22 protein-coding genes and 1 pseudogene are annotated in these 23,625 nt (G+C 46.5%); 13 read left to right on the top strand and 10 right to left on the bottom strand.

Annotated features, from left to right (window positions below):
- Positions 1-152: 152 nt before the first annotated feature.
- Positions 153-542 carry a MerR family transcriptional regulator gene (locus E5355_RS06025; RefSeq protein ID WP_136009586.1) on the bottom strand — a complete coding sequence of 130 codons (390 nt, stop codon included), beginning with the start codon at positions 540-542 and terminating at the stop codon, positions 153-155.
- A gap of 170 nt (positions 543-712) precedes the next feature.
- Here E5355_RS06025 and E5355_RS06020 point away from each other — a divergent pair, with 170 nt between their 5' ends.
- From E5355_RS06020 to E5355_RS06000, 5 genes are all read left to right on the top strand, one after another.
- A complete protein-coding gene (locus E5355_RS06020) occupies positions 713-1,624 on the top strand; it encodes a helix-turn-helix transcriptional regulator (RefSeq protein ID WP_136009585.1) in 912 nt (303 codons plus the stop codon).
- A 46-nt stretch (positions 1,625-1,670) separates the two neighbouring features.
- Positions 1,671-2,072 (top strand): hypothetical protein, encoded by a 402-nt coding sequence (locus E5355_RS06015; protein ID WP_136009584.1) that lies wholly within the window; start codon positions 1,671-1,673, stop codon positions 2,070-2,072.
- A gap of 356 nt (positions 2,073-2,428) precedes the next feature.
- Positions 2,429-3,856: a leucine-rich repeat protein gene (locus E5355_RS06010; RefSeq protein ID WP_136009583.1), complete on the top strand. Its 1,428-nt coding sequence runs from the start codon at positions 2,429-2,431 to the stop codon at positions 3,854-3,856.
- Positions 3,857-3,876: 20 nt separating this feature from the next.
- A complete protein-coding gene (locus tag E5355_RS06005) occupies positions 3,877-4,365 on the top strand; it encodes a DNA-deoxyinosine glycosylase (RefSeq protein WP_136009582.1) in 489 nt (162 codons plus the stop codon).
- Between the two features lie 16 nt (positions 4,366-4,381).
- On the top strand, positions 4,382-4,612 hold the full coding sequence (locus E5355_RS06000; RefSeq protein ID WP_136009581.1) for a hypothetical protein: 231 nt from the start codon (positions 4,382-4,384) through the stop codon (positions 4,610-4,612).
- A gap of 264 nt (positions 4,613-4,876) precedes the next feature.
- On the opposite strand, the gene E5355_RS19365 is transcribed toward E5355_RS06000, so the two are convergent.
- Positions 4,877-5,086 carry a hypothetical protein gene (locus E5355_RS19365; RefSeq protein ID WP_168354287.1) on the bottom strand — a complete coding sequence of 70 codons (210 nt, stop codon included), beginning with the start codon at positions 5,084-5,086 and terminating at the stop codon, positions 4,877-4,879.
- Between the two features lie 43 nt (positions 5,087-5,129).
- Here E5355_RS19365 and E5355_RS05995 point away from each other — a divergent pair.
- A pseudogene (locus E5355_RS05995) lies at positions 5,130-6,086 on the top strand (AAA family ATPase); the annotation flags it as partial.
- Here the strand turns inward: E5355_RS05995 and E5355_RS05990 are convergent.
- On the bottom strand, positions 6,083-7,051 hold the full coding sequence (locus E5355_RS05990; RefSeq protein WP_136009580.1) for a M23 family metallopeptidase: 969 nt from the start codon (positions 7,049-7,051) through the stop codon (positions 6,083-6,085). The pseudogene E5355_RS05995 and the gene E5355_RS05990 overlap by 4 nt on opposite strands.
- A gap of 213 nt (positions 7,052-7,264) precedes the next feature.
- On the opposite strand from E5355_RS05990, the gene alaS reads away from it, so the two are divergent.
- Positions 7,265-9,883: an alanine--tRNA ligase gene (alaS, locus tag E5355_RS05985; RefSeq protein ID WP_136009579.1), complete on the top strand. Its 2,619-nt coding sequence runs from the start codon at positions 7,265-7,267 to the stop codon at positions 9,881-9,883.
- A gap of 452 nt (positions 9,884-10,335) precedes the next feature.
- On the opposite strand, the gene E5355_RS05980 is transcribed toward alaS, so the two are convergent.
- Both E5355_RS05980 and E5355_RS05975 read right to left on the bottom strand, forming a co-directional pair.
- Positions 10,336-11,145 carry a hypothetical protein gene (locus E5355_RS05980; RefSeq protein WP_136009578.1) on the bottom strand — a complete coding sequence of 270 codons (810 nt, stop codon included), beginning with the start codon at positions 11,143-11,145 and terminating at the stop codon, positions 10,336-10,338.
- Between the two features lie 80 nt (positions 11,146-11,225).
- Entirely contained in the window at positions 11,226-12,644 is a 1,419-nt protein-coding gene (locus E5355_RS05975) for an ATP-dependent DNA helicase (RefSeq protein WP_136009577.1), read from the bottom strand.
- Positions 12,645-12,739: 95 nt separating this feature from the next.
- On the opposite strand from E5355_RS05975, the gene E5355_RS05970 reads away from it, so the two are divergent.
- The 3 genes from E5355_RS05970 to rsmD are packed head-to-tail and all read left to right on the top strand — an operon-like array spanning position 12,740 to position 14,748.
- Complete coding sequence (locus tag E5355_RS05970) at positions 12,740-13,426, top strand: hypothetical protein (protein WP_136009576.1); 687 nt, start codon at positions 12,740-12,742, stop codon at positions 13,424-13,426.
- An 18-nt stretch (positions 13,427-13,444) separates the two neighbouring features.
- Positions 13,445-14,224: a DUF3822 family protein gene (locus E5355_RS05965; protein WP_136009575.1), complete on the top strand. Its 780-nt coding sequence runs from the start codon at positions 13,445-13,447 to the stop codon at positions 14,222-14,224.
- Entirely contained in the window at positions 14,215-14,748 is a 534-nt protein-coding gene (gene rsmD / locus E5355_RS05960; RefSeq protein WP_136009574.1) for a 16S rRNA (guanine(966)-N(2))-methyltransferase RsmD, read from the top strand. The genes E5355_RS05965 and rsmD overlap by 10 nt, the downstream gene beginning before the upstream one ends.
- A 70-nt stretch (positions 14,749-14,818) precedes the next feature.
- On the opposite strand, the gene cls is transcribed toward rsmD, so the two are convergent.
- Positions 14,819-16,258, bottom strand: coding sequence for a cardiolipin synthase (cls, locus tag E5355_RS05955; RefSeq protein WP_136009573.1), 1,440 nt, complete (start codon positions 16,256-16,258; stop codon positions 14,819-14,821).
- A gap of 61 nt (positions 16,259-16,319) precedes the next feature.
- Between cls and E5355_RS20120 the strand changes: the two genes are divergently transcribed.
- Positions 16,320-16,445 carry a hypothetical protein gene (locus E5355_RS20120; RefSeq protein ID WP_256371988.1) on the top strand — a complete coding sequence of 42 codons (126 nt, stop codon included), beginning with the start codon at positions 16,320-16,322 and terminating at the stop codon, positions 16,443-16,445.
- 252 nt (positions 16,446-16,697) lie between these two features.
- Here the strand turns inward: E5355_RS20120 and E5355_RS05950 are convergent, their stop codons facing one another.
- On the bottom strand, positions 16,698-19,622 hold the full coding sequence (locus E5355_RS05950) for a TonB-dependent receptor (RefSeq protein WP_136009572.1): 2,925 nt from the start codon (positions 19,620-19,622) through the stop codon (positions 16,698-16,700).
- A 109-nt stretch (positions 19,623-19,731) separates the two neighbouring features.
- Entirely contained in the window at positions 19,732-20,145 is a 414-nt protein-coding gene (locus E5355_RS05945; RefSeq protein ID WP_136009571.1) for a hypothetical protein, read from the bottom strand.
- Between the two features lie 200 nt (positions 20,146-20,345).
- Between E5355_RS05945 and aroB the strand changes: the two genes are divergently transcribed.
- A complete protein-coding gene (gene aroB, locus E5355_RS05940; RefSeq protein WP_136009570.1) occupies positions 20,346-21,407 on the top strand; it encodes a 3-dehydroquinate synthase in 1,062 nt (353 codons plus the stop codon).
- Here aroB and E5355_RS05935 read toward each other — a convergent pair.
- Both E5355_RS05935 and E5355_RS05930 read right to left on the bottom strand, forming a co-directional pair.
- On the bottom strand, positions 21,383-21,766 hold the full coding sequence (locus tag E5355_RS05935) for an MmcQ/YjbR family DNA-binding protein (RefSeq protein WP_136009569.1): 384 nt from the start codon (positions 21,764-21,766) through the stop codon (positions 21,383-21,385). The genes aroB and E5355_RS05935 overlap by 25 nt on opposite strands.
- Before the next feature lie 3 nt (positions 21,767-21,769).
- Positions 21,770-22,300 carry an HU family DNA-binding protein gene (locus E5355_RS05930; protein WP_136009568.1) on the bottom strand — a complete coding sequence of 177 codons (531 nt, stop codon included), beginning with the start codon at positions 22,298-22,300 and terminating at the stop codon, positions 21,770-21,772.
- A gap of 410 nt (positions 22,301-22,710) precedes the next feature.
- On the opposite strand from E5355_RS05930, the gene E5355_RS05920 reads away from it, so the two are divergent.
- Positions 22,711-23,460, top strand: coding sequence for a NigD-like protein (locus E5355_RS05920; RefSeq protein ID WP_168354286.1), 750 nt, complete (start codon positions 22,711-22,713; stop codon positions 23,458-23,460).
- Positions 23,461-23,625 lie beyond the last annotated feature (165 nt).

Here is a 23,625-nt window from a genome sequence, read left to right as displayed (position 1 = left end):
CGTCTAAACTGACGGGCTAATTCTTCGTATCCTTTGTTCTCGCTGAATAGTTACCGTATTCAAATTAATTGCAAAATTTAGCTGCAAAATGAATAACAGTTCTGATATTGATTTTCCCAAATAGACACGCGCGGATTAGTCGAAGTAGATACTTACTTCATATTCTGAATATTTTCCTTCAGATTCTCCACATCGTCGTAGGTGAACGCGTCCAGCGCCAGCTTCATGCCCACCAGCTCTTCGCGGATAGCCTTCAGACGATCCACAATCTCGAAGTTACGGAGCGTGTTCTCTTTATTGTCCTTCATCCGCTGGCGGGCGCCGGGCAACGTCATGCCACGCTCCTTCACCAGATGGTAAATGAGCTTCACTGTCTCCACATCTTCCTTGCGGTATTGCCGCACGCCCCGTCCCGCCTTCTTCGGATTGAGTTGCGGAAACTCCTTTTCCCAGAAGCGGAGCAGCGATTCGTTGACACCAAACATGGTAGCCACCTCACTGATGGAGTAATATAACTTCAAATTCTTATCTGTATTCAGCATAGAGTACTTTTTAAAAGCACAAAAATATACCTCTTTTTTCAAACCTCCGTTCTTTTCCGGATTAAAATCTCTAAACCGGCGGTTTTAACCGTCACTTTTTTCTGCAGGCGACACGTTTTGTCGTCCAACCCTGTTATCTTTGTTCGCAAGAACGAAACAAGAAAAGATATATGGGCAGAAAGTTAGAAGGATTGCAGCGGATGCTGATTATTATCAACAAGCTGAAAGGATTGCAGCACTATGTATCGCGGGAGGAATTGGAAAATTATGTCGCGCTCCGCATGGAGGAACGCGACGGCACTCCCGTAGATTTGCGAACGCTGCAACGTGACTTCAATGAAATAGAGAGCCTCTTCGGCATACGCATCTGTTTTGACAAGAAACGGAACGGCTATTACATCAATGAGGAAGATGACTTGAAAAAAGAACAATATGAGCGCCTGCTGCTGAACTTCGACTTGCTGAACGCCATCGACAGTACCTCCAACCTGCATACATACGTACTGGCGGAACACCACCGCCCGATGGATTGCGAGTGTCTTCCACTATTGATAAAAGCTATCAAATTCTCCCATCCGGTGATTTTCAACTACATCTATGTACGCGAAGGAGGAAAAATACGTGAAAAGAAAGTCCTTCCCCATTACCTGAAAGAAGACCAGCAAAGATGGTATCTCCTCGCCTACGACAAAGGAATGCTGAAAACCTTCAGTGTAGATTGCATCCGAAACCTGAGCATTCTTTACGAAGAGACTTTCAAACGCAACATGAATATCAACGTGGAAGAACTGTTCAAAGACAGCTACGGCATCTGGAACCAGACCGACATCCCTGTGGAAGAAATCGAACTAAGTTACGATGCACTGGACGGCAGTTTCCTGAAATCCGTACCGCTGCACCATTCACAAGAAGTGCTGGTTGACAATGAAGAGGAATTCCGCATCCGCTTGCACCTGCGCATCACCAACGATTTTGTAATGGCACTGCTGGCACGTAGCCGTTCGCTGACAGTTGTCAAGCCGATGCACCTGCGCGAACGGGTGCGGAAGGTGTATGAAGAGGCGCTGAAAAGGAATGGATAATAGTCTATCGTCTTTCCAACATAATAAACGTCTAAAACAGAAAATCATGAGCAACCAGTCTTACCAAAGCAGAAAGAATATCCTGAAAGGAATAGGCGTACTTTGTTTCCTTAGTATCTTTGGATATTATTCTTATCAAGACAGTATGAACAAAATAATGTTAGAAAAGAGCCTGAATGAAAACGCCGCGCGACAACGTGCCTTCAGAAACAAATTTCACGATTCACATTCTTCCCCCTCCGAAAACGGGAACATAACTTATAAAAAAATATCGGAAGAAACATATCGCCTATCCCCCGAAAAACAAAGCGAAAGCGACATCTTCAACGAAAATTTAGATGAATATCTTGCAAATCCGGAAGATGAACTTACCTATCCGCCCGAAATCTATGATGCACAGATAGATGACGAAGAAGATGATTTGATAAAAAATAGAGTTTATTACTAAAAAACAGATGACAATATCCCCTTCTTTGAGTTTGATAATCAATAAACTTTTTGTAGTTTTGCAAAGTCCAAACATAACTGGTTAGGACATACATAGTTTATTGATGAAAGTGTAGCTTTTATCCTTCGTTAGAAAGTCTGGTAAATTTTCAATGAATGTAAGGAATAGCAATCACGCTCATCACTTGTTTGTATATGCTTACCTAAGCGATATACATTACAAGTGTGGGGGATATTGTCTATTTACATTCGGGTTTACCAGAGCCTCTAACGAGATAGATGATGTGACTCCACACTTTCTTTTATAGTAATAAGGCTATGATTCGGAGTCCACTATAGCCATAAGTTATTCTAATCATGAAAAAAATCAATCTGCAAATTTCCTTATGGTTTATCGCCATTTCATGTGTGCTTATTGTTTCATGCAGCAAAGAAGACGAACCACAACTCATTCTTTCACCGGAAAGTGAAATGCTATTTACTAATGGCATAATTTTCCCTGCAGAAGGAGGCGAACAATCCATGTCTTTTACTATCATGAACCAAACATGGTGGCATAGTCAGATAACCCCCACCAATAAGTGGTGCACAGTAGAGTATAAATATAATTTTGAACAATCAAATGAAGTCACAGCCTACATTCATGTTGCAGAAAATGCAGAACACAATGAAAGGAATGCACAGTTTGTAATAAAGGTGGGAGACACACAAAAGGAACTGAATATCAAGCAAAAATCGGTAAATTTTATCCAGCTTCCAGAAAAAAGGTATGAAATTCGTCATGTTAGTACAACATTTCAAATAGAAGTTCTGTCAAATTGTAACTATGCAATTGAAATTGACCCAGAGGGCCAATCATGGATTTACAACAAAGAAGGCAATCTTCAATATCAGCCTGGAAAACAAATCATTACATTTATTTCATCAGAGAATGAAAAAACATCTCCTCGCGAATGTAAAATTACATTTAAAGGTGAAAGCAACTCGGAACAAATAGAAATATACCAAGCTGCAAAACCTGCATTAACATTATCAGAGAATGGAACTAAAGCACGGATAGATATTCAAGAGCCAGGCAAATTACCTGAAATATTATCTACAACAGACTTAACTAAAATAAAAGATTTGACTCTTATAGGCTATATAAATGGGACTGATTTTGTTATCATGGAGAAAATGACCAATCTTATTCATTTAGATTTATCACATGCAAATATTAGATCTGGAGGAGATTCATATCAACGCATAAACAATGACATGGACTATTTCACGAAAGACAATGAAATTACTGATTATCTATTTCTCAATTGGGAAAAATTGGAACATATACTTTTACCAGAACAAGCTAAATCCATTGGTGAATGCGCTTTTAATCATTGTAAAAATCTAAAAAACATAAACATTCCCAATAGAGTAAAAACCATAGGAGCTTATGCGTTCTTAGGTTGTATCGCACTTGAAGATATTCATTTGCCTGAAACCTTAACAAAAATAGAGGATAGCACATTTGGACTTTGTAAAAATTTATCCATTATAACTATTCCTCAAAACGTAACATATATAGGACGTTGGGCATTTGGAAACTGTTCCAGATTACAAAACGTTATCATTAAAGGAAAAATAACGCCGACAATAACTCCAACTAGTTTTGTTGAAGAAACGGGAGCTTCTATAGAAGATATAGCTCCTTTACGCTTCGTTTTATATATTCCCAAAGGCTGTAAAGAAGATTATCAAAACAATTCTATATGGATGGCACATGCTATTGCAATTTTTGAAGAATAACATTAACATATCACAGAACGATGAAAAAAGATGAATTACTAAACAACAGGGTACAATCATTACCGCCTATTATTGATGAAAGTTCCGAAATCCTAATATTGGGAACCATGCCCGGTAAAGAATCACTGAGAAGCAAAGAATACTACGCTTCACCCAATAATAGTTTCTGGAAAATAATGAAGAGATTGTTCAATTCCAATATGGAATTCAAAGATTACGAGGAAAAAATTTCGTGTTTAAAGAAACACCACATTGCATTATGGGATACGTTACAGTCTTGTGAACGTGAAAGCAGCCTGGATAGCAATATAAAAGAAGAAGAATATAATGACATTGACGGCTTGCTGAATCGTTACCCAAAAATAAAAAAAGTTGTATTTAATGGAAAGAAAGCTGCCAACTATTACAAAACTCGATTGCCGTCCAGTATAGCTTATTCTACCAGTAATGCTTGTGCTAAAAAGATAGGAGAAAAGATAAAAAATTGGGAAAATGCCCTAACATACTAAACATTAAAGAATAATTATGAAAGGTAAGAAAATATTCACTTCAGAAGAAGTTTTCAAAATTAAAGAGTTAATCAGACTGAAACTGCAATCTTCCAATAATGAACAAAAAGGCATCAGAGCCAAGATCCGAAGAATTGGCTTCTATTGGGAAGATTTTCATCAAAAAACAGAGATACCTAAAGTGGAGTATAATATTGAAAACTTTGAAGAGTTGATAAGAAACAGAAATATCACCATTCAAAATTAATGTTTATTCAGTACAAATCTATAAACCTCTTATTACCCAATATTCTTTTATGATACTGGCATTAGCTGACGAACCGAATTAATTTTTCCACATGATTACTTGTATAGAGAATTCACACAGAAAGTCGATTTCTACGGATAACGGTTACCAGGGGTAGATAGAACTCATTTCTGAAAAAGAGGGTGATAAATTTTAGAAAAGCGGCGGCAGATTCTGAAAACTACGTGATGTTTTCAGAATCTGCCGCCGCTTTTTTATGACCTCTCAGAAAAAACATCCGTGAATAATGGTGCCGCAATACGTTGATGCCGTTTCATGAGCATAGTCCGATTGACAGTCTGCTTGTTCTGCGGCAAAGTCATCTGTATTGTCACTAGCTTCAAGTTTGGCGTAATTGATGGATACTTTAACGCCACCCTCCATTTTAAGGAGCTTATAAATGACCTGCAAAAGCAGAAAAAGTACTCTTCTCATTCCGAACTCTTTGCACTATATTTGTGTTGACAAAAGGAAAAGGATGGATGACCTGACAAGCGGCTTCAATATCGGAACCAATTACTCGCTGTCTGCCGAGTTCAATGAACTAACCGGATTTACGGAAGAGGATGTGCGCCAAATGTTAAACTATTATGCCACTACCTGCGAGTTCCACCATACTACGGATGAATTAGCAGTATTGATGAAACCATGATACGACAACTACCGCTTTTCAGAAGACAGCTATGGGCGCACCACGATGTACAACTCCAATATGGTGCTTTACTTTGTGGATAACTACGTACGCAATGGAGGCAAACCGCCGAAGAACATGGTGGAAGAGAATATCCGCGTGGACTACAACAAACTACGTATGCTTATCCGCAAAGACAAGGAGTTTGCCCACGACGCTTCGGTCATACAGAAACCGGTGGAACAAGGATTCGTGACAGGAGAACTGAAAGCGGGATTCCCAGCCGAGAAGATTACCCATCCTGACAATTTCATCAGTTTGTTGTTTCATTTCAGCATGCTCACCATTGGCGGCACGCACAAAGGTGCTACAAAGCTAACCATCCCCAACCAAGTAGTGCGTGAACAGCTGTACAACTGCCTGCACCGCTACTCCTCCCAGCGCGACAAGCAGAAGGGCGAAGCCTACGTGCACGGCTTCACTCTCGCCATGACGTCGCAGAACCGCTTCTACCATCCGATTTTGGAACAGGACACACAAGCAGGCTATGCAGACATCTTCCTTCTTCCGCTGACCGAAATCTACAAGGACATGGAGCACAGCTACATCATCGAACTGAAATATGCCAAAGGAAAAGACAGCAACGAACGGGTGGAACAACTACGCTGTGAAGCCATTAAGCAAGACAATCGCTATGCTGCCAGCAAAACTGTCCGAAACAACATAGGTAATACTACGCTACAACGGATAGTAGTGGTATACCGAGGCACGGAAATGGCAGTCTGCGAAGAAGTGATAGATTAGTCAAGCACCTTCCCGTGGTTTGCCGCAATCTGTATCATGCGGTCATAATCCTCGGCACTCAAATCCATGAAGTAGTAATTCACCGGATTCACGACTTTCCCTTTAACGTGCACCTCGTAGTGCAAATGCGGACCGGTGCTCTTGCCCGTACTGCCTACTCCGCCGATGACTTCACCACGCACCACCTTCTTACCCGGTTTTGTACGGAAATCGCGCAGGTGGGCATACCATGTCTGATAGCCGAAACCATGGTCGATAATGACCGTATTACCATACCCGGTTTCCCATCCCATCTTGATAACCGTGCCGTCTCCTGTGGCATAGACATCAGTACCCGGATTGGCAGAGAAGTCCATACCGGCATGGAATTTCGGAGTGCCATAGATGGGGTCTATACGCGTACCGTAGCCTGAAGCAGTCTTCTTGAGGTCTTTATTCGAAATCGGTTGGATGGCCGGAATGCAACGCAACATCTCGTCGTGGCTTTTGCACATATCCACCACGTCATCAAAAGAGTTCGACTGGATATAAAGCTGCTTACTGAGCATGTCCATCTTTTGAGTGGTATTGATAACCAAATCGGAGTTTGCCATATCCATCAGATGTTCATAGCGGTTGGTGCCGCCATATCCTGCCTGACGAATGGCAGTAGGAATAGGGTCGGCCATGAAAATCACCCGGTACAGGTTGTCGTCACGCTGCCGTATGTCCTGCAACACTCCCATCGCCTCGTCCAGTCGGCGAGAGAGCACGTTGTACTGCGCCTGGAGTTGGCTGTTTTCTTTCCGCAACTCTTTCTCTGACGGGGAGCCGAAGATTAACAGCAGCACGATGAAACTGCCCGCACCCAGCCCCATACCGATGAACAAACGGCGGAGAATACTCAGCGCCCGCTGCCTCACGGTAGGATAAATACGGTCGTACGTCTGCGTCTGTGGATTATAAATGTAGTAAACTTTGCGCATCTTAGGAAATATTTCGCTTGTCAATGCGGCAAAAGTAATAAAAACAAGCTATCTTTGCACGGTTTTTTCAAGAATTATAAGATTTATGATTTATAAGAGTGATAATAGTGGGGAATTACCTACAAGGCTGATAGCTTTTTCCTTTAAAATCATAAATTGTACAAGTCATGAGTCGCAAGCTATAAATAAAAATCATAAATCATAAATAGACGTATGTTGACTGCAAACGAAATCAGAGACTCTTTCAAGAGTTTCTTCGAAAGTAAAGGTCACCAGATAGTGCCTTCGGCTCCGATGGTGATTAAGGATGACCCCACGTTGATGTTCACCAACGCAGGAATGAACCAGTTCAAAGATATTATTCTGGGCAACCACCCGGCGAAATACAAAAGAGTTGCGGACTCACAGAAATGCCTTCGCGTAAGCGGAAAGCATAATGACTTGGAAGAAGTGGGGCACGATACCTACCACCACACCATGTTTGAGATGCTGGGCAACTGGTCATTCGGTGATTACTTCAAGAAAGAAGCTATCTCCTGGGCATGGGAGTATCTGGTGGATGTGCTGAAGATAGACCCGAAAGACCTCTATGCCACTGTGTTCGAAGGTAACGCTGAAGAAGGTTTGGAACGCGACAACGAAGCTGCCTCCTACTGGGAACAGTTCTTGCCGAAAGACCATATCCTGAACGGAAACAAGCACGACAACTTCTGGGAAATGGGTGATACGGGTCCCTGCGGTCCGTGTTCCGAAATACACATCGACTCACGTCCCGAAGAAGAAAAGGCACAGATTCCGGGCAGCCAACTGGTGAACAAAGACCATCCGCAGGTGATTGAAATCTGGAACCTCGTGTTCATGCAATTCAACCGCAAGGCAGACGGCAGTCTGGAGGGGCTTCCTGCCAAAGTTATCGATACCGGTATGGGCTTCGAGCGACTGGTGCGCACGCTGCAGGGAAAGACTTCCAACTACGATACGGACGTGTTCCAACCGATACTGAAAGCCATCGGCGACATGGCAGGCAAGAAGTACGGCGAAGATGAGAAATCGGACATCGCCATGCGCGTGATTGCCGACCATATCCGTACCATAGCTTTCTCCATCACCGACGGACAGCTACCGAGCAATGCCAAAGCAGGTTATGTCATCCGCCGTATCCTGCGACGTGCCGTACGCTACGGTTATACGTTCCTCGGACAGAAGCAGGCATTCATGTACAAGCTGCTTCCCGTGCTCATCGAGAATATGGGTGGCGCTTACCCCGAACTGAATGCACAGAAGGACTTGATTGCAAAAGTTATCAAAGAAGAAGAAGACTCTTTCCTCCGCACATTGGAGACGGGTATCCGCCTGCTGGAAAAGACCATGACAGACGCCAAAGCCGCGGGCAAGAACGAAATCAGCGGAAAGGATGCCTTCACCTTATATGATACTTTCGGTTTCCCGCTCGACCTGACGGAGCTGATTCTCCGCGAAAACGGCATGACTGCCGACATCAAGGAATTCGATGCCGAAATGCAACAGCAGAAACAGCGTGCCCGCAATGCCGCTGCCATAGAAACCGGTGACTGGATTACGCTAAAAGAAGGTACTACCGAATTCGTGGGATATGACTATACGGAATATGAAACATCCATTCTGCGCTACCGCCAAGTGAAGCAAAAGAACCAGACCTTGTATCAGATTGTGCTGGACAAGACTCCATTCTACGCTGAAAGCGGCGGTCAGGTAGGTGATACCGGTGTATTGGTGAACGAGTTCGAAACCATCGAAGTAATAGACACCAAGAAGGAAAACAACTTGCCCATCCACATCGCCAAGAAGCTGCCCCAACACCTGGAAGCTCCAATGATGGCATGCGTGGATACCGACAAGCGTGCCGCTTGTGCCGCCAACCACTCTGCCACCCACTTGCTGGATGCCGCACTGCGCGAAGTGCTTGGTGAGCATGTTGAGCAGAAGGGTTCTTTGGTTACACCGGACTCCCTGCGTTTCGACTTCTCACACTTCCAGAAGGTGACGGACGAGGAAATCCGCAAGGTAGAACACATCGTTAATGCAAAGATTCGGGCCAACATACCTTTGAAGGAATACCGCAACATTCCTATCGAAGAAGCTAAGGAGCTGGGGGCCATCGCTCTGTTCGGTGAGAAGTACGGCGACCATGTACGCGTCATTCAGTTCGGTTCTTCCGTAGAGTTCTGTGGCGGTACGCACGTAGCCGCTACCGGCAACATCGGTATGGTGAAGATTGTTTCCGAAAGCTCCGTAGCTGCCGGTGTACGCCGTATCGAAGCCTACACAGGTGCACGCGTGGAAGAAATGCTGAATACCATCGAGGACACGCTACGCGACTTGAAGGCGCTCTTCAACAATGCTCCCGACCTTGCCGGAACCATCCGTAAGTATATCGACGAGAATGCCGGACTGAAGAAACAGGTAGAAGACTTCATGAAGGAGAAGGAAGCACAGTTGAAAGAAAAGCTTTTGAAGAACGTGCAGGAAGTCAATGGCGTTAAAGTTATCAAGTTCTGTGCTCCGCTACCGGCGGAAACGGTGAAAAACATCGCCTTCCAGCTACGCGGCCAGATTACAGAGAACCTGTTCTTCGTGGCCGGAACTGAAGCCGAAGGCAAGCCGATGCTGACCGTCATGCTGAGCGACAACCTCGTGGCAGGCGGACTGAAAGCCGGAAACCTGGTGAAAGAAGCTGCCAAACTTATCCAAGGCGGTGGCGGTGGCCAGCCCCACTTTGCAACTGCCGGCGGTAAGAATGCTGACGGACTGAACGCTGCCATTGACAAAGTATTGGAATTGGCAGGATTATAATCGAAAATGATTGGCGAAACACTTGACATCGCCTCTGCGATGTTGTATATTTGTAACGTCATTTTTTAGATATTTCAAAATTAAACTACCGGGAAAGGAGGAGCATTGCTTCTCCTTTTCTTTTTACCTTCCACGGTATTCCATTTGAAATGCCACATGCCGGCTCCCAAAACTCTACACCTTACCATCCTAAATGCCACACCTTAGCAAGTAAAATGGCTGGCATTTACCCTCCAAAGCCCTGGGGTTTCCGTGAAAAACCCTGAGGTTTGGGACAGTGAAGTGAAGGGACGGATGATTAGTCCAGAACAAACAGACAATACATTCGAAGCAAACGAATGATGCATACAGAACAGACAGATGATGCGCAACAGAAACAAAAACGGGAAGCCCAAGCCTCCCGTCTGTTAATCTTTCGTAAATCTGCTCTTGACAAGATTTCTACTAAAACCTCATTCCATCCGAAGTAGAAACATTTCGCGATAAACCACCAGTGCACCTTCGGGCAACAAACCGAAAGGACAGAAAGGAGTTACATTTTCCGCAAGAACACATTTACCATTTCCCGAAACCGTCCGCGTAAAGAGCCTCTTCTCTCCATTATAAGTAAACTGCCACAGTGCATATGTATCCCCGCTCTCATCTTCCACTGGAACTGTCTCGTATATTCCCATTAGCGGTTCCTCCTCTTTCCCCGTTGGATAGATTTCCAATATACCTTTCCACATACTATTGGAGAAATCTTCGGGCACCAGCACATAATACCCACCATCCTTCACCCAAGGACGCTCGGCAAGTTCCTTAGAAACATCCCCCAGCAGTTCCGTCGGTGCACCACTACTGATACCATACTCGAAGCCCATCTTCGTCAACGTATATTGCCTACGACCTTTCACCGTGATGCGCAGTTGTGTTTCCTCACCGGAACCATCCATCACCTTCACAATCGTCTCCCCCTCTGCCAACGGATGAATCTTGATACGCTGATACCCGTTGACATCATCGGTAAAAGTCACGGAAGCCACTGATTCATGCTCGTTAATCACATTATAGGAACCGTCGCCACCGTCAATGCCCAGCACTGTATCTTCATTTGTTTCAGAAAGATAATAAGAAAGGTTAGACACCAGATTATTACATGTCCCAATCTGATAAATAGGCTCCACACCTTCGAAAAGCACCATGCTCCGATAATCGTCCTGGCAACCGGAAGCGATAAACAGCACCACTATGAAAGCAAAGAAAGAGTATAACTTCTTCATAATATTATTCAGTTATAGTTGTTCTATCTACAAAAATAAAAAAAATACCGGAATACTGCGTCAGTACCCCTCTCTATTTTTCAAACAATTTGTTCTATCGGATAGTTCACTAAATAAAGCGTTCCTGTGGCACGGGTAAAGGCCGTATAGAGCCAACGGAAATAATCGGGTGTCAGATACTCGTCCGTCATATAGCCCTGGTCAAGGAATACATTCTTCCACTGCCCTCCCTGCGCCTTGTGGCAAGTCACGGCGTAGGCATACTTCACCTGCAGAGCGTTATAGTACGGGTCTGCTTTCATCTTCTTCATCCGCTCGCGCTTCACGGTAATGTCGGCATAGTCCTCAAGGACGGAATAGAAAAGCCGGTCATGCTCCGCCTTTGGCAGTGCGGGAGAGTCGGTATGCAAGGTATCGAGCAGCATGTTCACCTCCAATTCGAAGTCGTCGTAATCGGGAAAAGACAGCGTCACGTCCGCAAAACGGAAGCCATACAGTTCACGCGTATGGCGCACGCGACGCACCACGGCAATCTCACCGTTGGCAATGAAGTCCATCTCCTTCTCTTTTTCCGTCCAAAAGTAGTTATTTTTCGCCACCATCAACAAATCACCGGTGTTCAGCTCATCCTCACGCCAGAGAATCTGTGCACGGATGCCCTTGTTGTAGATGTTCGCCCGCTTGTTGGAACGGCACACCACGATGGTTTCATCCAGCCCGTCATGGTCGTAGCAAGAGCTCAACGTCTCTATCAGCTCATTGCCGGGCAGCACCTTGATGTCGGCAAATCCCGAGACTTTTATCTTGGGCAGACTATAGCAATCATCTTCCGCTATCAACCGCCGCAGGAGGGTAGCATTCCACAAAATACCCGACTGTTGTTCCTGACGTACTACCTGCGTCAAATCCACTTCCAATACCTCCAGACCATAGCCTTTCAAAGCATCGGCAAAGAGGGCGGGACTCTGTTCCTCTCCCACCGGCGGAAGCTGCGCCGTATCGCCCATCAGCAACAAACGGCACCCCTGACCGGAATAGACAAACTGCACCAAGTCATCCAGCAGCCTGCCCGTACCAAACATGGAACCGGACAGTCCCTCATTGGAAATCATCGAAGCCTCATCCACTATATAGAGAGTGTGAGTTGTCAAATTATCGTTCACAGAGAAATTACTCAACTCATTAGAGAAAGATTGCTGTCTATAGATTTTTTTATGAATTGTAAATGCCGGATGTCCCGCATAGGCCGAAAAAACCTTTGCTGCCCGCCCGGTCGGTGCCAGCAATACCGACTTCTGTTTCAGCTTATCCAACGTCCTCACCAAAGCACCGACCAGCGAAGTTTTGCCCGTTCCAGCATAACCACGAAGCATAAAAACCACCTTGTTACGGGATGAGAGAAGGAACTCCGATAAATATTTCACAGCAATTTCTTGCTCTGGAGTTGGTTGATAAGGAAAATTTTCCTTAATTTGCCTTTCTAAATAGTTATTTATCATTTTTGTAACAGAAAAAAGTAAGGGGAACTATCGTTTTTAAATTAATTTCTTTTATTTTTGCGGTGCGAATATAACAACTAAAAAACATATTTATCATGAAAACAGTATTTAATGTCATTTTAGGCTTATGTGCTTTGGTGCTAATTTATATTTGTTACGCCAGCATTATGGGTCCTATCAACTTTGAAAAAGCAAAGAAGCACAGAGACGCAGCTGTCATCGCACGTCTGATTGACATCCGTAAAGCACAATTGGAATATCGTACTTTACACAACCAGCAATATACTGAAAGCTTCGACTCTCTGATTGACTTTGTCAAGCATCAGAAACTTCCGTTCATCTTCAAGCAAGGTGAATTGGATGACAAACAGTTGGAAGACGGTCTGACTGAAAAGAAAGCCATCAACATTATCAATAAAGCCAAGAAGACAGGCAACTATGCCGATGTCAAGAAATGGGGATTGGAAAACTTCAAGCGTGATACTCTGTGGGTAGCCGTATTGGACACTATCTTCCCGAAAGGTTTTAATGCTGACTCCATGAGATATGTTCCCTTCGGAAACGGCGCACAGTTCGAAATGGCTATCAAGAATGATACAGCTAAATCCGGTGCTCCTTTCTGTCTGCTCGAAGTGAAGACTCCGTACGAGGTTTATTTGAATGGTCTGGATCAGCAGGAAATTGCCAACATCAAGGACGTACAAACCAAACTTGGCAAGTACTGCGGTCTGATGATTGGTAGTCTGGAAACAGCCAACAACAATGCCGGTAACTGGGAATAATCTCATCCCGATAAACGTATGATAGAAACGACTGATTTTAATAAATCGGAACAATATACATTATCCATCCGTCTCAGTACGGATGGATTTTCTTTTTCTGTGTTCAACCCTCTGGCGAACGATGAATTTTCTTACTACAATAGGAAAGTGGACGAGTCCCTCTCCCTCACTGCCAATCTGAAACAGACCTTCCGCGAACTGGAATGGCTGGAGCTCCCCTTCCACCGTGTCAATGTACTCATGGCAGACAAGCGCTTCACGTTCATTCCCCTGGAGTTCTTCGAGGACGAACAAACGGAAATTATCTTCTATCACAACCACCCTAAACGGGAAAACGAAACCGTACTATACAACATACTGCATAAAAACAACACTGTCGTACTGTTTGGCATGGACAAAAGCGCCTACTCCTTTCTCCGCGAACGGCATCCCGATATAAAATTCTATTCCCAAGCCAGCCCTTTCATCGAGTTCTTCTCCTCGAAGAGCCGCCTGGGCAACAATCGGAAAATGTATGTATACTTGCAAAAAGATGCCGTAGACGTATACAGCTACGAACGCGGGCACCTGCTTCTTGCCAATTCCTTTAAATGCAAAAGTACATCCGACTGCGTCTATTACCTATTATATATATGGAAACAACTTGGCTTCGAGCAGGAGCGCGATGAGTTACACCTCACCGGTGACCTGAACGACAAAGAGCTATTGTTGTCCGAACTGCGAAAATTCATCCGGCAGGTGTTCATCATGAATCCCGCCACTAATCTTGACCTGCAAGCCATAACCCTATGCGAATAATCAGCGGAATATACAAAAGAAGACGTTTCGACGTCCCCCACTCATTCAAGGCACGCCCTACTACCGACTTTGCCAAAGAGAATCTATTCAATGTGCTTTCCAACTACATGGACTTTGAGGACGGTGTACATGCCCTCGACCTTTTTGCTGGTACGGGCAGCATCAGCATCGAGCTGGTATCCAGAGGCTGCAACCAAGTAATCAGCGTGGAAAAAGACCGTGACCACTACGCCTTCATCTGCAAAATTCTGCAAGAACTAAAGACAGACAAGTGCCTGCCCATACGGGGTGACGTATTCAAATACATCAAGAGCGGACGCGAGCAGTTCGACTTTATCTTTGCCGATCCTCCCTACGAGCTTGCCGGGCTGGAAACCCTGCCCGACCTCATCTTCGAAAACAATCTGCTGAAAAAAGACGGCCTCTTTGTTCTGGAACACGGAAAGAAAAACAGTTTCGAGGGACATCCGCACTTTGTGGAGAGAAGGGTGTACGGTAGCGTGAACTTCACGTTCTTTAATTGAGAATAGATAATAGATAATTGACTGCATAACAAACACGGTCAATTATCCATTATCAATTATCAATCATCAATTACAAAAGCGGCGCCATCAGCCTCACCACGCTCTCTGCCGCCTTACAATACCAAGGGCGCTTCACCCAGTTTTTCAGAAATACCTGTACGCAGTCACGCTGGTCTTGAAGGAAGATTTCGCGCATCTGAAGCGCTGTTTCCGTGTCATAGATGAAGGCATTCACCTCAAAGTTATGTTCAAAACTACGGAAATCCACATTCGTGGAGCCTACCGTAGACAGTTCATCATCCGAAACCATCAGTTTAGAGTGCAAGAATCCTTTCTTATAGAAATAGACCTTGACTCCCGAATAGAGCACATCTGCCAGATAAGAGCAGGAACCCAGATGCGTCAAGCGGTTATCAGCACGCATAGGCAGCATCAGACGCACATCGACACCTGACAAGGCGGCGGTCTGCATGGCAACAAGTACGGCTTCGGTGGGCAGGAAGTAGGGAGTCTGGATATAGAAGTATTTCTTTGCGCTGGAAATGGACATGACGAGACCCTGCATAATGTCTTTCCACGGGCCTACAGGCTCACTCGTTACAATCTGCGCCAAGGAAGTGCCGCAATTTTCTATTCTTGGGAAATAGCGGGTAGAAGTAATCAGAGTGCGGTCCACAAAGTACCAATCGAGCAGGAAGGCGGTCTGCAGTCCGTGAACAGCCTTGCCCTCCAGCAGCAGATGTGTGTCTCGCCAGATGCCCCATGAGAATCCGCGCATATAGCGTTCGGCAAGATTCATGCCCCCCACAAAGCCGATACGTCCGTCAATGACAACTATTTTCCGATGATTACGATAGTTCACCTTACTGGTGAAAAGCGGAAAACGTACCTTCAGGAAACTGCGTACCTCAATACCGGCCTCACGCATCTCTTCAAAAAAACTATTGGGAACGTGCCAGCAACCCACATCATCATAAATCACACGTACCTCTACCCCGGCACGCGCCTTTTCCATCAAGACATCGCGCACCAAGCGTCCGATGGCATCATCCTCGAAGATATAGAATTCCATGTGGATATGCTTCGTTGCTTTCCCCAGTTCGCGTAGCAGGGATTGCAGCATGAAAAGCCCCAGGGTATAGGCTTCCACCCGGTTTCCATCGAAGGGAAAAGCCTGGTTGATATTGCGGAACAAGGATATGAGACGGCTGTAATTGATGGGAAGTACACATGAATTCTGGGCCAGATATTCCGCCATAGGTTTCTTCAACAAGCGGCTGTAACTCTTCTTCCCTATCATACGCATGCGGCGCTGACTACGCCCGAAGAAGAAGTAAAACACCAGTCCCACGATGGGAAGAAACATCAATATCAGTATCCATGCCATGGTTTTCACCGGATTGCGGTTGTCGAGGATAATAACGACAATCGTTCCGATAATGGCCCCGAAATAAACAACGTCGAAGGCAATCGCAGCAATCTGGCTGGCTATGAAGTTCCAATCAAGCATGTTCACAGACGATTAAGTGCGAAACAAATGTAGGAAAAAGAAATGAAGTACGAAAAATGAAATGAAAGAAAAAGAAAAACACAGAGACACAGAGGACACAACTCTTTCATTTAAAGCAGCCAGAGGGAGTCGGAGGAGGTTAAGGGAAGGGGTAGAGAGAGCTAAAAGGAAGCCCAAAGAAGACTAAAAGGAAGCCAAAGAGAGCTGAAAGGAAGCCAAAGAGGGCTGAAAGGAAGCCAAAGAGAGCAAAAAAGCCAGAGGAGGGGTAAAGGAAGCCAAAGAGAGCAAAAAAGCCAGAGGAGGGGTAAAGGAAGCTAAAGCCGACAGTATCGCTCTGCATCCACAGGGCTATCGGCTTTAACTCCTAAGCCCGAAGGGCGATAACTCCCTTCCCCCCCTCTGACTCCCTCCAATGAGAGAGCCGTGGCAGAGAGGTATTTTAGAACGGCCTGCGTCCTCCGAAACCGCCAGGACCACCCGGACCAAATCCCGGACCGCCGAAGCCGCGTCTGCCCTGCATTCTCTCGCGGGCAGCCTTGCTGCCGAAAATATTCAGACGATAGATGAAGTGAAGCATGCAGTAGCTGTTCACGCCATTATATTCGTACACCGAACGACCGCTTGCAGTCAGCGAACGGCTGATGTTACTCTGCTTCTTCAAAATGTCGTACATCTCAAAGCTGACAGTAGCATTCCCTTTCAGGAAAGTCTGCGACAACTGTGCATTCCAGATAAGCTCGTTACGGTTCATGCTGCTGTCCGTATATCCGCGGCGGCTCTGGTTGGCTATGTTGGTAGAGAGCGTCATGTTCCATGGCATGGAAATCTGCGTGTTGGCACCGTAGGAGAAGGTATAAGGCTCCTGGTTATTGTCAGGCGTCAGTTTATCTTTTTCTATTGAATAGGAGATGCTTCCGTTCAAACCGAATTCAAACCAGTCGTTACGATAGGCGGCATTCAGACGTTCGCCCAGTGTCAGGTTGGTGGTCGTATTCTTCCGTTCCACGGCATCTGCTCCCTTACCGGACGTCAGATAAGCCACATAGTTCTGATAGTTGGCATTGGAGAAGGAATTGATGGTATACTTCTTATTGGGTAGTGCCGTATTGAAACCGAACATGCCGAACGCATTCCAATTACCGTTGATATTCTTCGGGGTCGTGGTCCATCCGCCGGTCTCCGAATTGTACACACGACTGTTGCTGATGCTATTCTGCGTTGCCGAGAAATTGACGTGCGACATAATGCCGCGCTGCTTTTCGGCATTATACGTATTATAGAAGAATCGCATGTTGTGCGTGAAGGAAGGCTTCAAGCCCGGATTACCGATACGTACATTCTGCGGATTGGAGTTATCCACAATCGGCAACAGATTCTCCATGCTGGGCTGACTGCTGCGGCCGCGATATGTCATACGCAGCTGGCTCACCTTGGAGAAACGGATGCGCAAGTCCAGATTCGGAGCGAAGTTGAACACATTGCGGGTGGTATCAATCATATAGTCGCCGCGCTTATAGGACAACACGGAATGCTGCGGCTGGAACGACATGCCTGCGCTCAGCTGATACTTCTCGCGGATGAAGCGCAAGGACACGGATGCATCGTGGTTGTAGTAGCGGTATTCTGCATACTTGCCCAGACTGTCCACCACATGCTCTTCATATCCCGTGGGAAGCAGGGTTGACAATCCCCAATCCGGAAAGCCTTGCAAATCGTACGTCGTCTTGTCGCTCTCGCTATACTTGTACTGAAACTGATAACTGAATTGCAGGAAAGTGGCACGGGCTATCGGTTCGCTGTAAGTCAGCTGTGCACTGTAATTGTAGTTCTTGGTCGGAGTGGCTATATATTGGTTACGAATCAGTACGGAGTCTCCCGTCTGCAAGTAGTTCATCAATTTGAAGTAATGCGTTTCCGACTCCGTATACTGGTTGTTGTCATTATTGGTATAACCGAACCTTCCACGGAACGTGACATTACGTCCTTTGTCATTCAGCTTTCTGTTCAACTGCAAGGTTGCATCCGTAGACACACTCTTGTTGTCGCTCAGCGAACCGCTGTTGGTGGCATTTATACGGACACTCCTCAACAGGTCATCGTCCGGATTGAGAATCTTCTCCAGATTCAGCCAGTTATTGGGGTCGGTCACCAGACTGTAAGGGTCGGCATTGAACGTGCCGCTCTCCGAACCGGAAAGATTGTCCGTCTTGCCATACGAGAAGTTGGGACGGAAGATGATGTTCGTCATTGAGTCCGGCTTCCACTCCATACGGAAATCGGCATTGAAATTCTTGTTTTTGTTGCGTTGTTTGCTGTTCGAGTTGGAGTAAGAATTGCCGTCCGGCAGAAAGTCCTCGGTAGAACCGATACTTGCAATATCCCCATCCTGATAGTTGTAGCGTGCACTACCACCCAGTTCCAGCTTATCGGTCTGGGTAGCGAAGTTCACACCCAGCATTTTCGCCGCGGTAAGTCCGTTGTTTCTGCGCCAGCGCGGACCGCCGCCACCGCCTGAAAAGCCTTGGTTGTTCACGTTATTGGCAGAGCCCACTATCGACACCTGGGTTTTGTCCACGAAGCGGTTCAGCATGAAGCGGCCCATATAGCGGTCTTCCGTACCTCCGGCAAGGTCGGCATTACCGAACCACCCTTGGTTCATGCCTTTCTTTACGGTCAGGTCGAGCACCGTCTCCTCCTCACCGTCGTCAATACCGGTGATACGTGCCAAATCGGACTTCTTGTCGTAGGTTTTCAGCTTCTCTATCATATCTACCGGCAGGTTCTTCAGACCGGTCTTTACGTCTCCACCGAAGAACTCCTTTCCGTCGACCATAATCTTCGACAAGTCCTTACCGTTGATTTTCACATTACCCTCGTCGTCAATCTCCGCACCGGGCAGCTTCTTCACCAACTCCTCGAGCATGGCTCCCTCGGGGGTACGATAGGCGGATGAGTTGTAGACCAGCGTGTCTTCCACCACCTGCACCTGCGGCGCTTCGGCCGTGACCACAGCCTCGACCAGCATCACGGCGTCCGTCTCCAGCGTCAGGGTACCCACGTTCTTGGCTGTCGTCGTGGCATAGAGATGCATGGGCAGGTACTGGTTCTTGAATCCGATATAGGAAACCTTCAGCACGTATTTGCCCGCACTGACTTTGGGAAGAGTGAAATAACCTTGTGCCGTAGTGGCCGTACCCGATGCCTGGGCACTGTCCGGCAATGAAAGCAACTGCACGGTAGCTTGTATCGCAGGCTCCTTGGTGTCCTCCACGACACGGCCCGATACCGTAATGTTTTTGGTCTGTGAGAATGCAGACAGCGTTGTTACCAACAGCAACGCCATCCCCGTGATAATTTTCTTCATGTGTCTATTCTTTGTCTATTCTTTAAATGAACAATGCCTTTTATTCACTGTTCCATTTGACAGACTTCCGGGCAAAAGGTTTAATGCCCCACATGACGATTTGCTTCATTTATCGACCATTCCGCTTAAATAATCTATCAACCGTCGCTTTCTTTATACCAAATTCCAGGCAAAGTACGTCCAATATGAGAAATATGAGAAAAGAAGAAGAATCGACCGAAAGGAGGTCACCCTGCGCCACCCGGTAGAGCATACCGCCGAAGATAAAAAGAACGGTCAGAAAGATGGCATTGCGCGTGGCCTTGTTACGCACCTGCTCTATCTCCTTATTCTCGTTCTTCGACAAGGCAAAGATTATCATCAACGCTCCCATCATCATCAGGAGTTTGGAGCATTCCTTGTAAAACAACAAGTTGGCATCTGTCACTTTTCCCCACAATAGGAATATGAAAGGAAGGAACAACGCCAGAGCTATGATGAAATAGCCCAGCGGACGGCAATAAACGGGAAGTAATGCTCTCATTTCTATCAATCAATTACAAATTACTAATTACAAACAGCAGGAGGCAGATGGCGGAAACGCCTTGCTCCCATAGAATTTCACGGGACAAAGATAACGTTTTATTGCCAAAAGAGCTATCTTTGCACCATAATATAATGAAGAAGGCCCCCCTTTCCTTCATAATCCGTAACATCAGTAATTGGTAATTTGTAATTAACAAGATGAGTAAACAAGAAGTAATCCTTTGCGAAGGACTGGCAAACAGCCTGACGCATGCCATAGAGAAGTGCCCCCACGACAAGCTTTTCATCCTTACCGACGAGCATACCCACCGCCTCTGCCGCCCGCATCTGGACGGCATCCCCGCGCTGGAAGGAGCGGAAGAGATTGTTATCGGGGCGGAAGACGTGCACAAGAATCTGGAAACTCTGGCTGCCGTATGGCAAGCCTTGAGTGAGAAAGGGGCCAGCCGCCACTCCCTGCTCATCAACCTGGGCGGGGGCATGGTGACCGACCTCGGCGGTTTTGCCGCTTCCACCTTCAAGCGGGGAATCGCCTACATCAACGTTCCCACTACGCTGCTCGCCATGGTCGACGCTTCCGTGGGAGGCAAGACGGGCATCAACTTCAACGGTCTGAAGAATGAAATCGGCGTCTTTGCTCCCGCCGCCTGCGTTCTGCTGGAAACCGAATTCCTGCGCAGCCTCGATGCCCATAACTTCTTCTCCGGCTATGCCGAGATGCTGAAGCACGGCCTCATCAGTACTCCGAAACATCTGGCGGAACTGCTGGCCTTTGATACGGAGAAGACAGACTACGCCCTGCTGAAATCCATGGTAGGACGTTCCGTGCAGGTAAAGGAACACATCGTAGAAGAAGACCCGCTGGAACACGGCATCCGCAAAGCCTTGAACCTGGGGCACACCGTGGGACACGCCTTCGAAAGCCTTGCCCTTGCCGAAAGCCGTCCGGTGCTGCACGGTTATGCAGTGGCATGGGGGCTGGTCTGCGAACTATACCTTTCTTATATAAAGACCGGATTTCCGAAGGACAAGATGCGCCAGACCATCCAGTTCGTCAAAGAGAATTATGGCAGCTTCGCCTTCAACTGCAAACAGTATGACCAGCTCTACGAACTGATGAAGCATGACAAGAAGAATACCGCCGGAGTCATCAACTTCACCTTATTGAAAGAAGTGGGCGACATCTGCCTCAACCAGACGGCAGACAAGGAGACAATCTTCGAGATGTTCGACTTTTATAGAGAGTGTATGGGAGTATAGCGCTCCCTGTCTCTCTTCGGCAGGCTCTCCACAACCAGCCGATAGGAGCGTTCCACCAGTTCCCGGATAATGCCGTCCGGTACATCGTAGTTGAAATACACACTGTTCCAATACTTCTTGTTCATGTGCCACCCCGGCTTCACTCCCTCGTACCTCACCCGCAGTTCCGCCGATTCCTCCGGACGGCACTTGAGGCAGCAAAAATCGAACACTTCGATATTGACAAAGCAAAACCACTTGTCGCCCACATAAAAGCAAAGCACATCACGACTGTATCTGTCGGCCACATTAAGGAAAGGCATCTTCTCGCTCACTCCCGGCAAGGAGAGACAGTATTCTCTGAATTCTTCCACATTCATCGCTCACTCCTCCCCCGAAAAGTCCGCCGCATCATTTTCCATCCCAACCAAACCCTCATCCGGAATTCCCGTCTTTCCCTCGGCCCGCTCCTTTCTCAGTGTTTCCGGCCGCAACATATCGTGAGGGAAATATCGGCTAAGTGGATAACGGTAGAAATCCATCCCGCTGTTCAGCCTCGCCACCAGCGACCTGTCCGGACGAAAATAGACGCGGGATAAGCGTACCTTGCCCGGCATCACATCGTCGGGATGCTCAAACCCGTCACTCGTCACCGCCACATGGAAGGAACCCAGCCCCTTAATGGTCACCGACTCTCCCTCCATCAGCGCTTCCTCTACAAATTTCGGCAAATCTATCAATACACCCTGCACATCTCCCGGGCTCATGCCTTTTCTGGATGCCATACGCTGCGCCAGCAACTCCGCCGTCACACCTCCACGCTGTTGCAGCACACGCTGCACTGCATAATAAAGTTGCTTCACCCCTTCCGCCGTGCGGAAAACCTTCTTTCGAACCAAATAGACTATACTCATACTCTTTTCACAATAAACATAATGTTTCTTACTGCAACCAGGCTGTAAGCAATCCGCCCGAAGGTTACTTCCTCTCAACAGAAAGACAGCTTCCGCACGGCAGGAAGACTATTCCCCAAGATGCACGAGATGTACATCTCATGCTGTTCGAGATGCACATCACAATACACACGAGATGTACATCTCATACAGCAAAGGTAGTCATATTCCGGCTGATATACAAATATCTTTCATGTATCGGGGAATAATGTTCTGCACAGCCTGCAGAGACACTCAAAAAGAGAATACCCGACAACGGGCCTCCACTGCTTTTATCATTAATTAACAATGATACATGCAGGGTTTTCGCAAATATGCTATTCTTACAAGAGTAAGACCTATTCCGAATGTTTAATTTTAAAGAGCACCCTATGAAAATGAAGTCAATCTTTAACAAGAAAACTCTAATCGCCATTGCAACCATCGGCACCTTGAGCTTCCAATCATGCCTGGACGATGGTGACAATTATGCCGTGAGATTCCCCAATGCCCTGGTAACGGTAAAGACCGATGCAGACCAGACAGTCTTTCTGCAACTGGACGACAAGACCACTCTGCTGCCCACCAACATGCCGAAATCTCCCTATGGCGAGAAGGAAGTCCGCGCCCTGATAAACTACAAGGAAGTGGACGAGCCCGGCGATATCTACACCCAAGCTGTATATATAAACTGGATAGACAGTATCCTTACCAAGCCCGTCGCCCCGGATTTGGGCGAAGAGAACGATGCCGTATACGGTACCGATCCGGTGGAAATAGTAAACGATTGGGTGACCATTGCAGAAGACGGTTATCTGACCCTCCGCTTCAGAACCCGACGAGGAGACTATCACACCAAGCACTTTGTCAATCTGCTGCTGAGCCAGAATCCGGAAAACCCGTATGAAGCAGAGTTCCGCCACAATGCCAAGGGCGATATTTACGGCAAGTATGCGGACGGATTGGTTGCTTTCAAGCTGGATGCCCTGCCCGATACAGAAGGCAAGACCGTCAAATTGAAACTGAAATGGAAATCATACAGCGGCGAAAAGTCTGTGGAATTCGACTATTGTACCCGGAAATCCGTAACGCCCGAGAGTCCGGCTGTCACTTCCGTAAGAAATAGCCTAAACTTGCAATAACTTCATTCAAAGTATGCCTGCCCGCTCAAGGCCATTGCCTGTCAAGGCAGGCATACGAGTAAAAAAAGAGCAGGACACGTTGGCCGAAAGCCTTGAAACTGCAAAATATAGGTTCATTCAATAAAAAAAGCACTATAAATATTTGCTATTTTAAAATAAAGCCGT

The organism is Bacteroides muris (ex Afrizal et al. 2022) (assembly GCF_004793475.1).
GTDB classification, from domain to species: Bacteria; Bacteroidota; Bacteroidia; order Bacteroidales; family Bacteroidaceae; genus Bacteroides; species Bacteroides muris.
This window is presented reverse-complemented; position numbering and strand designations above follow the sequence as displayed.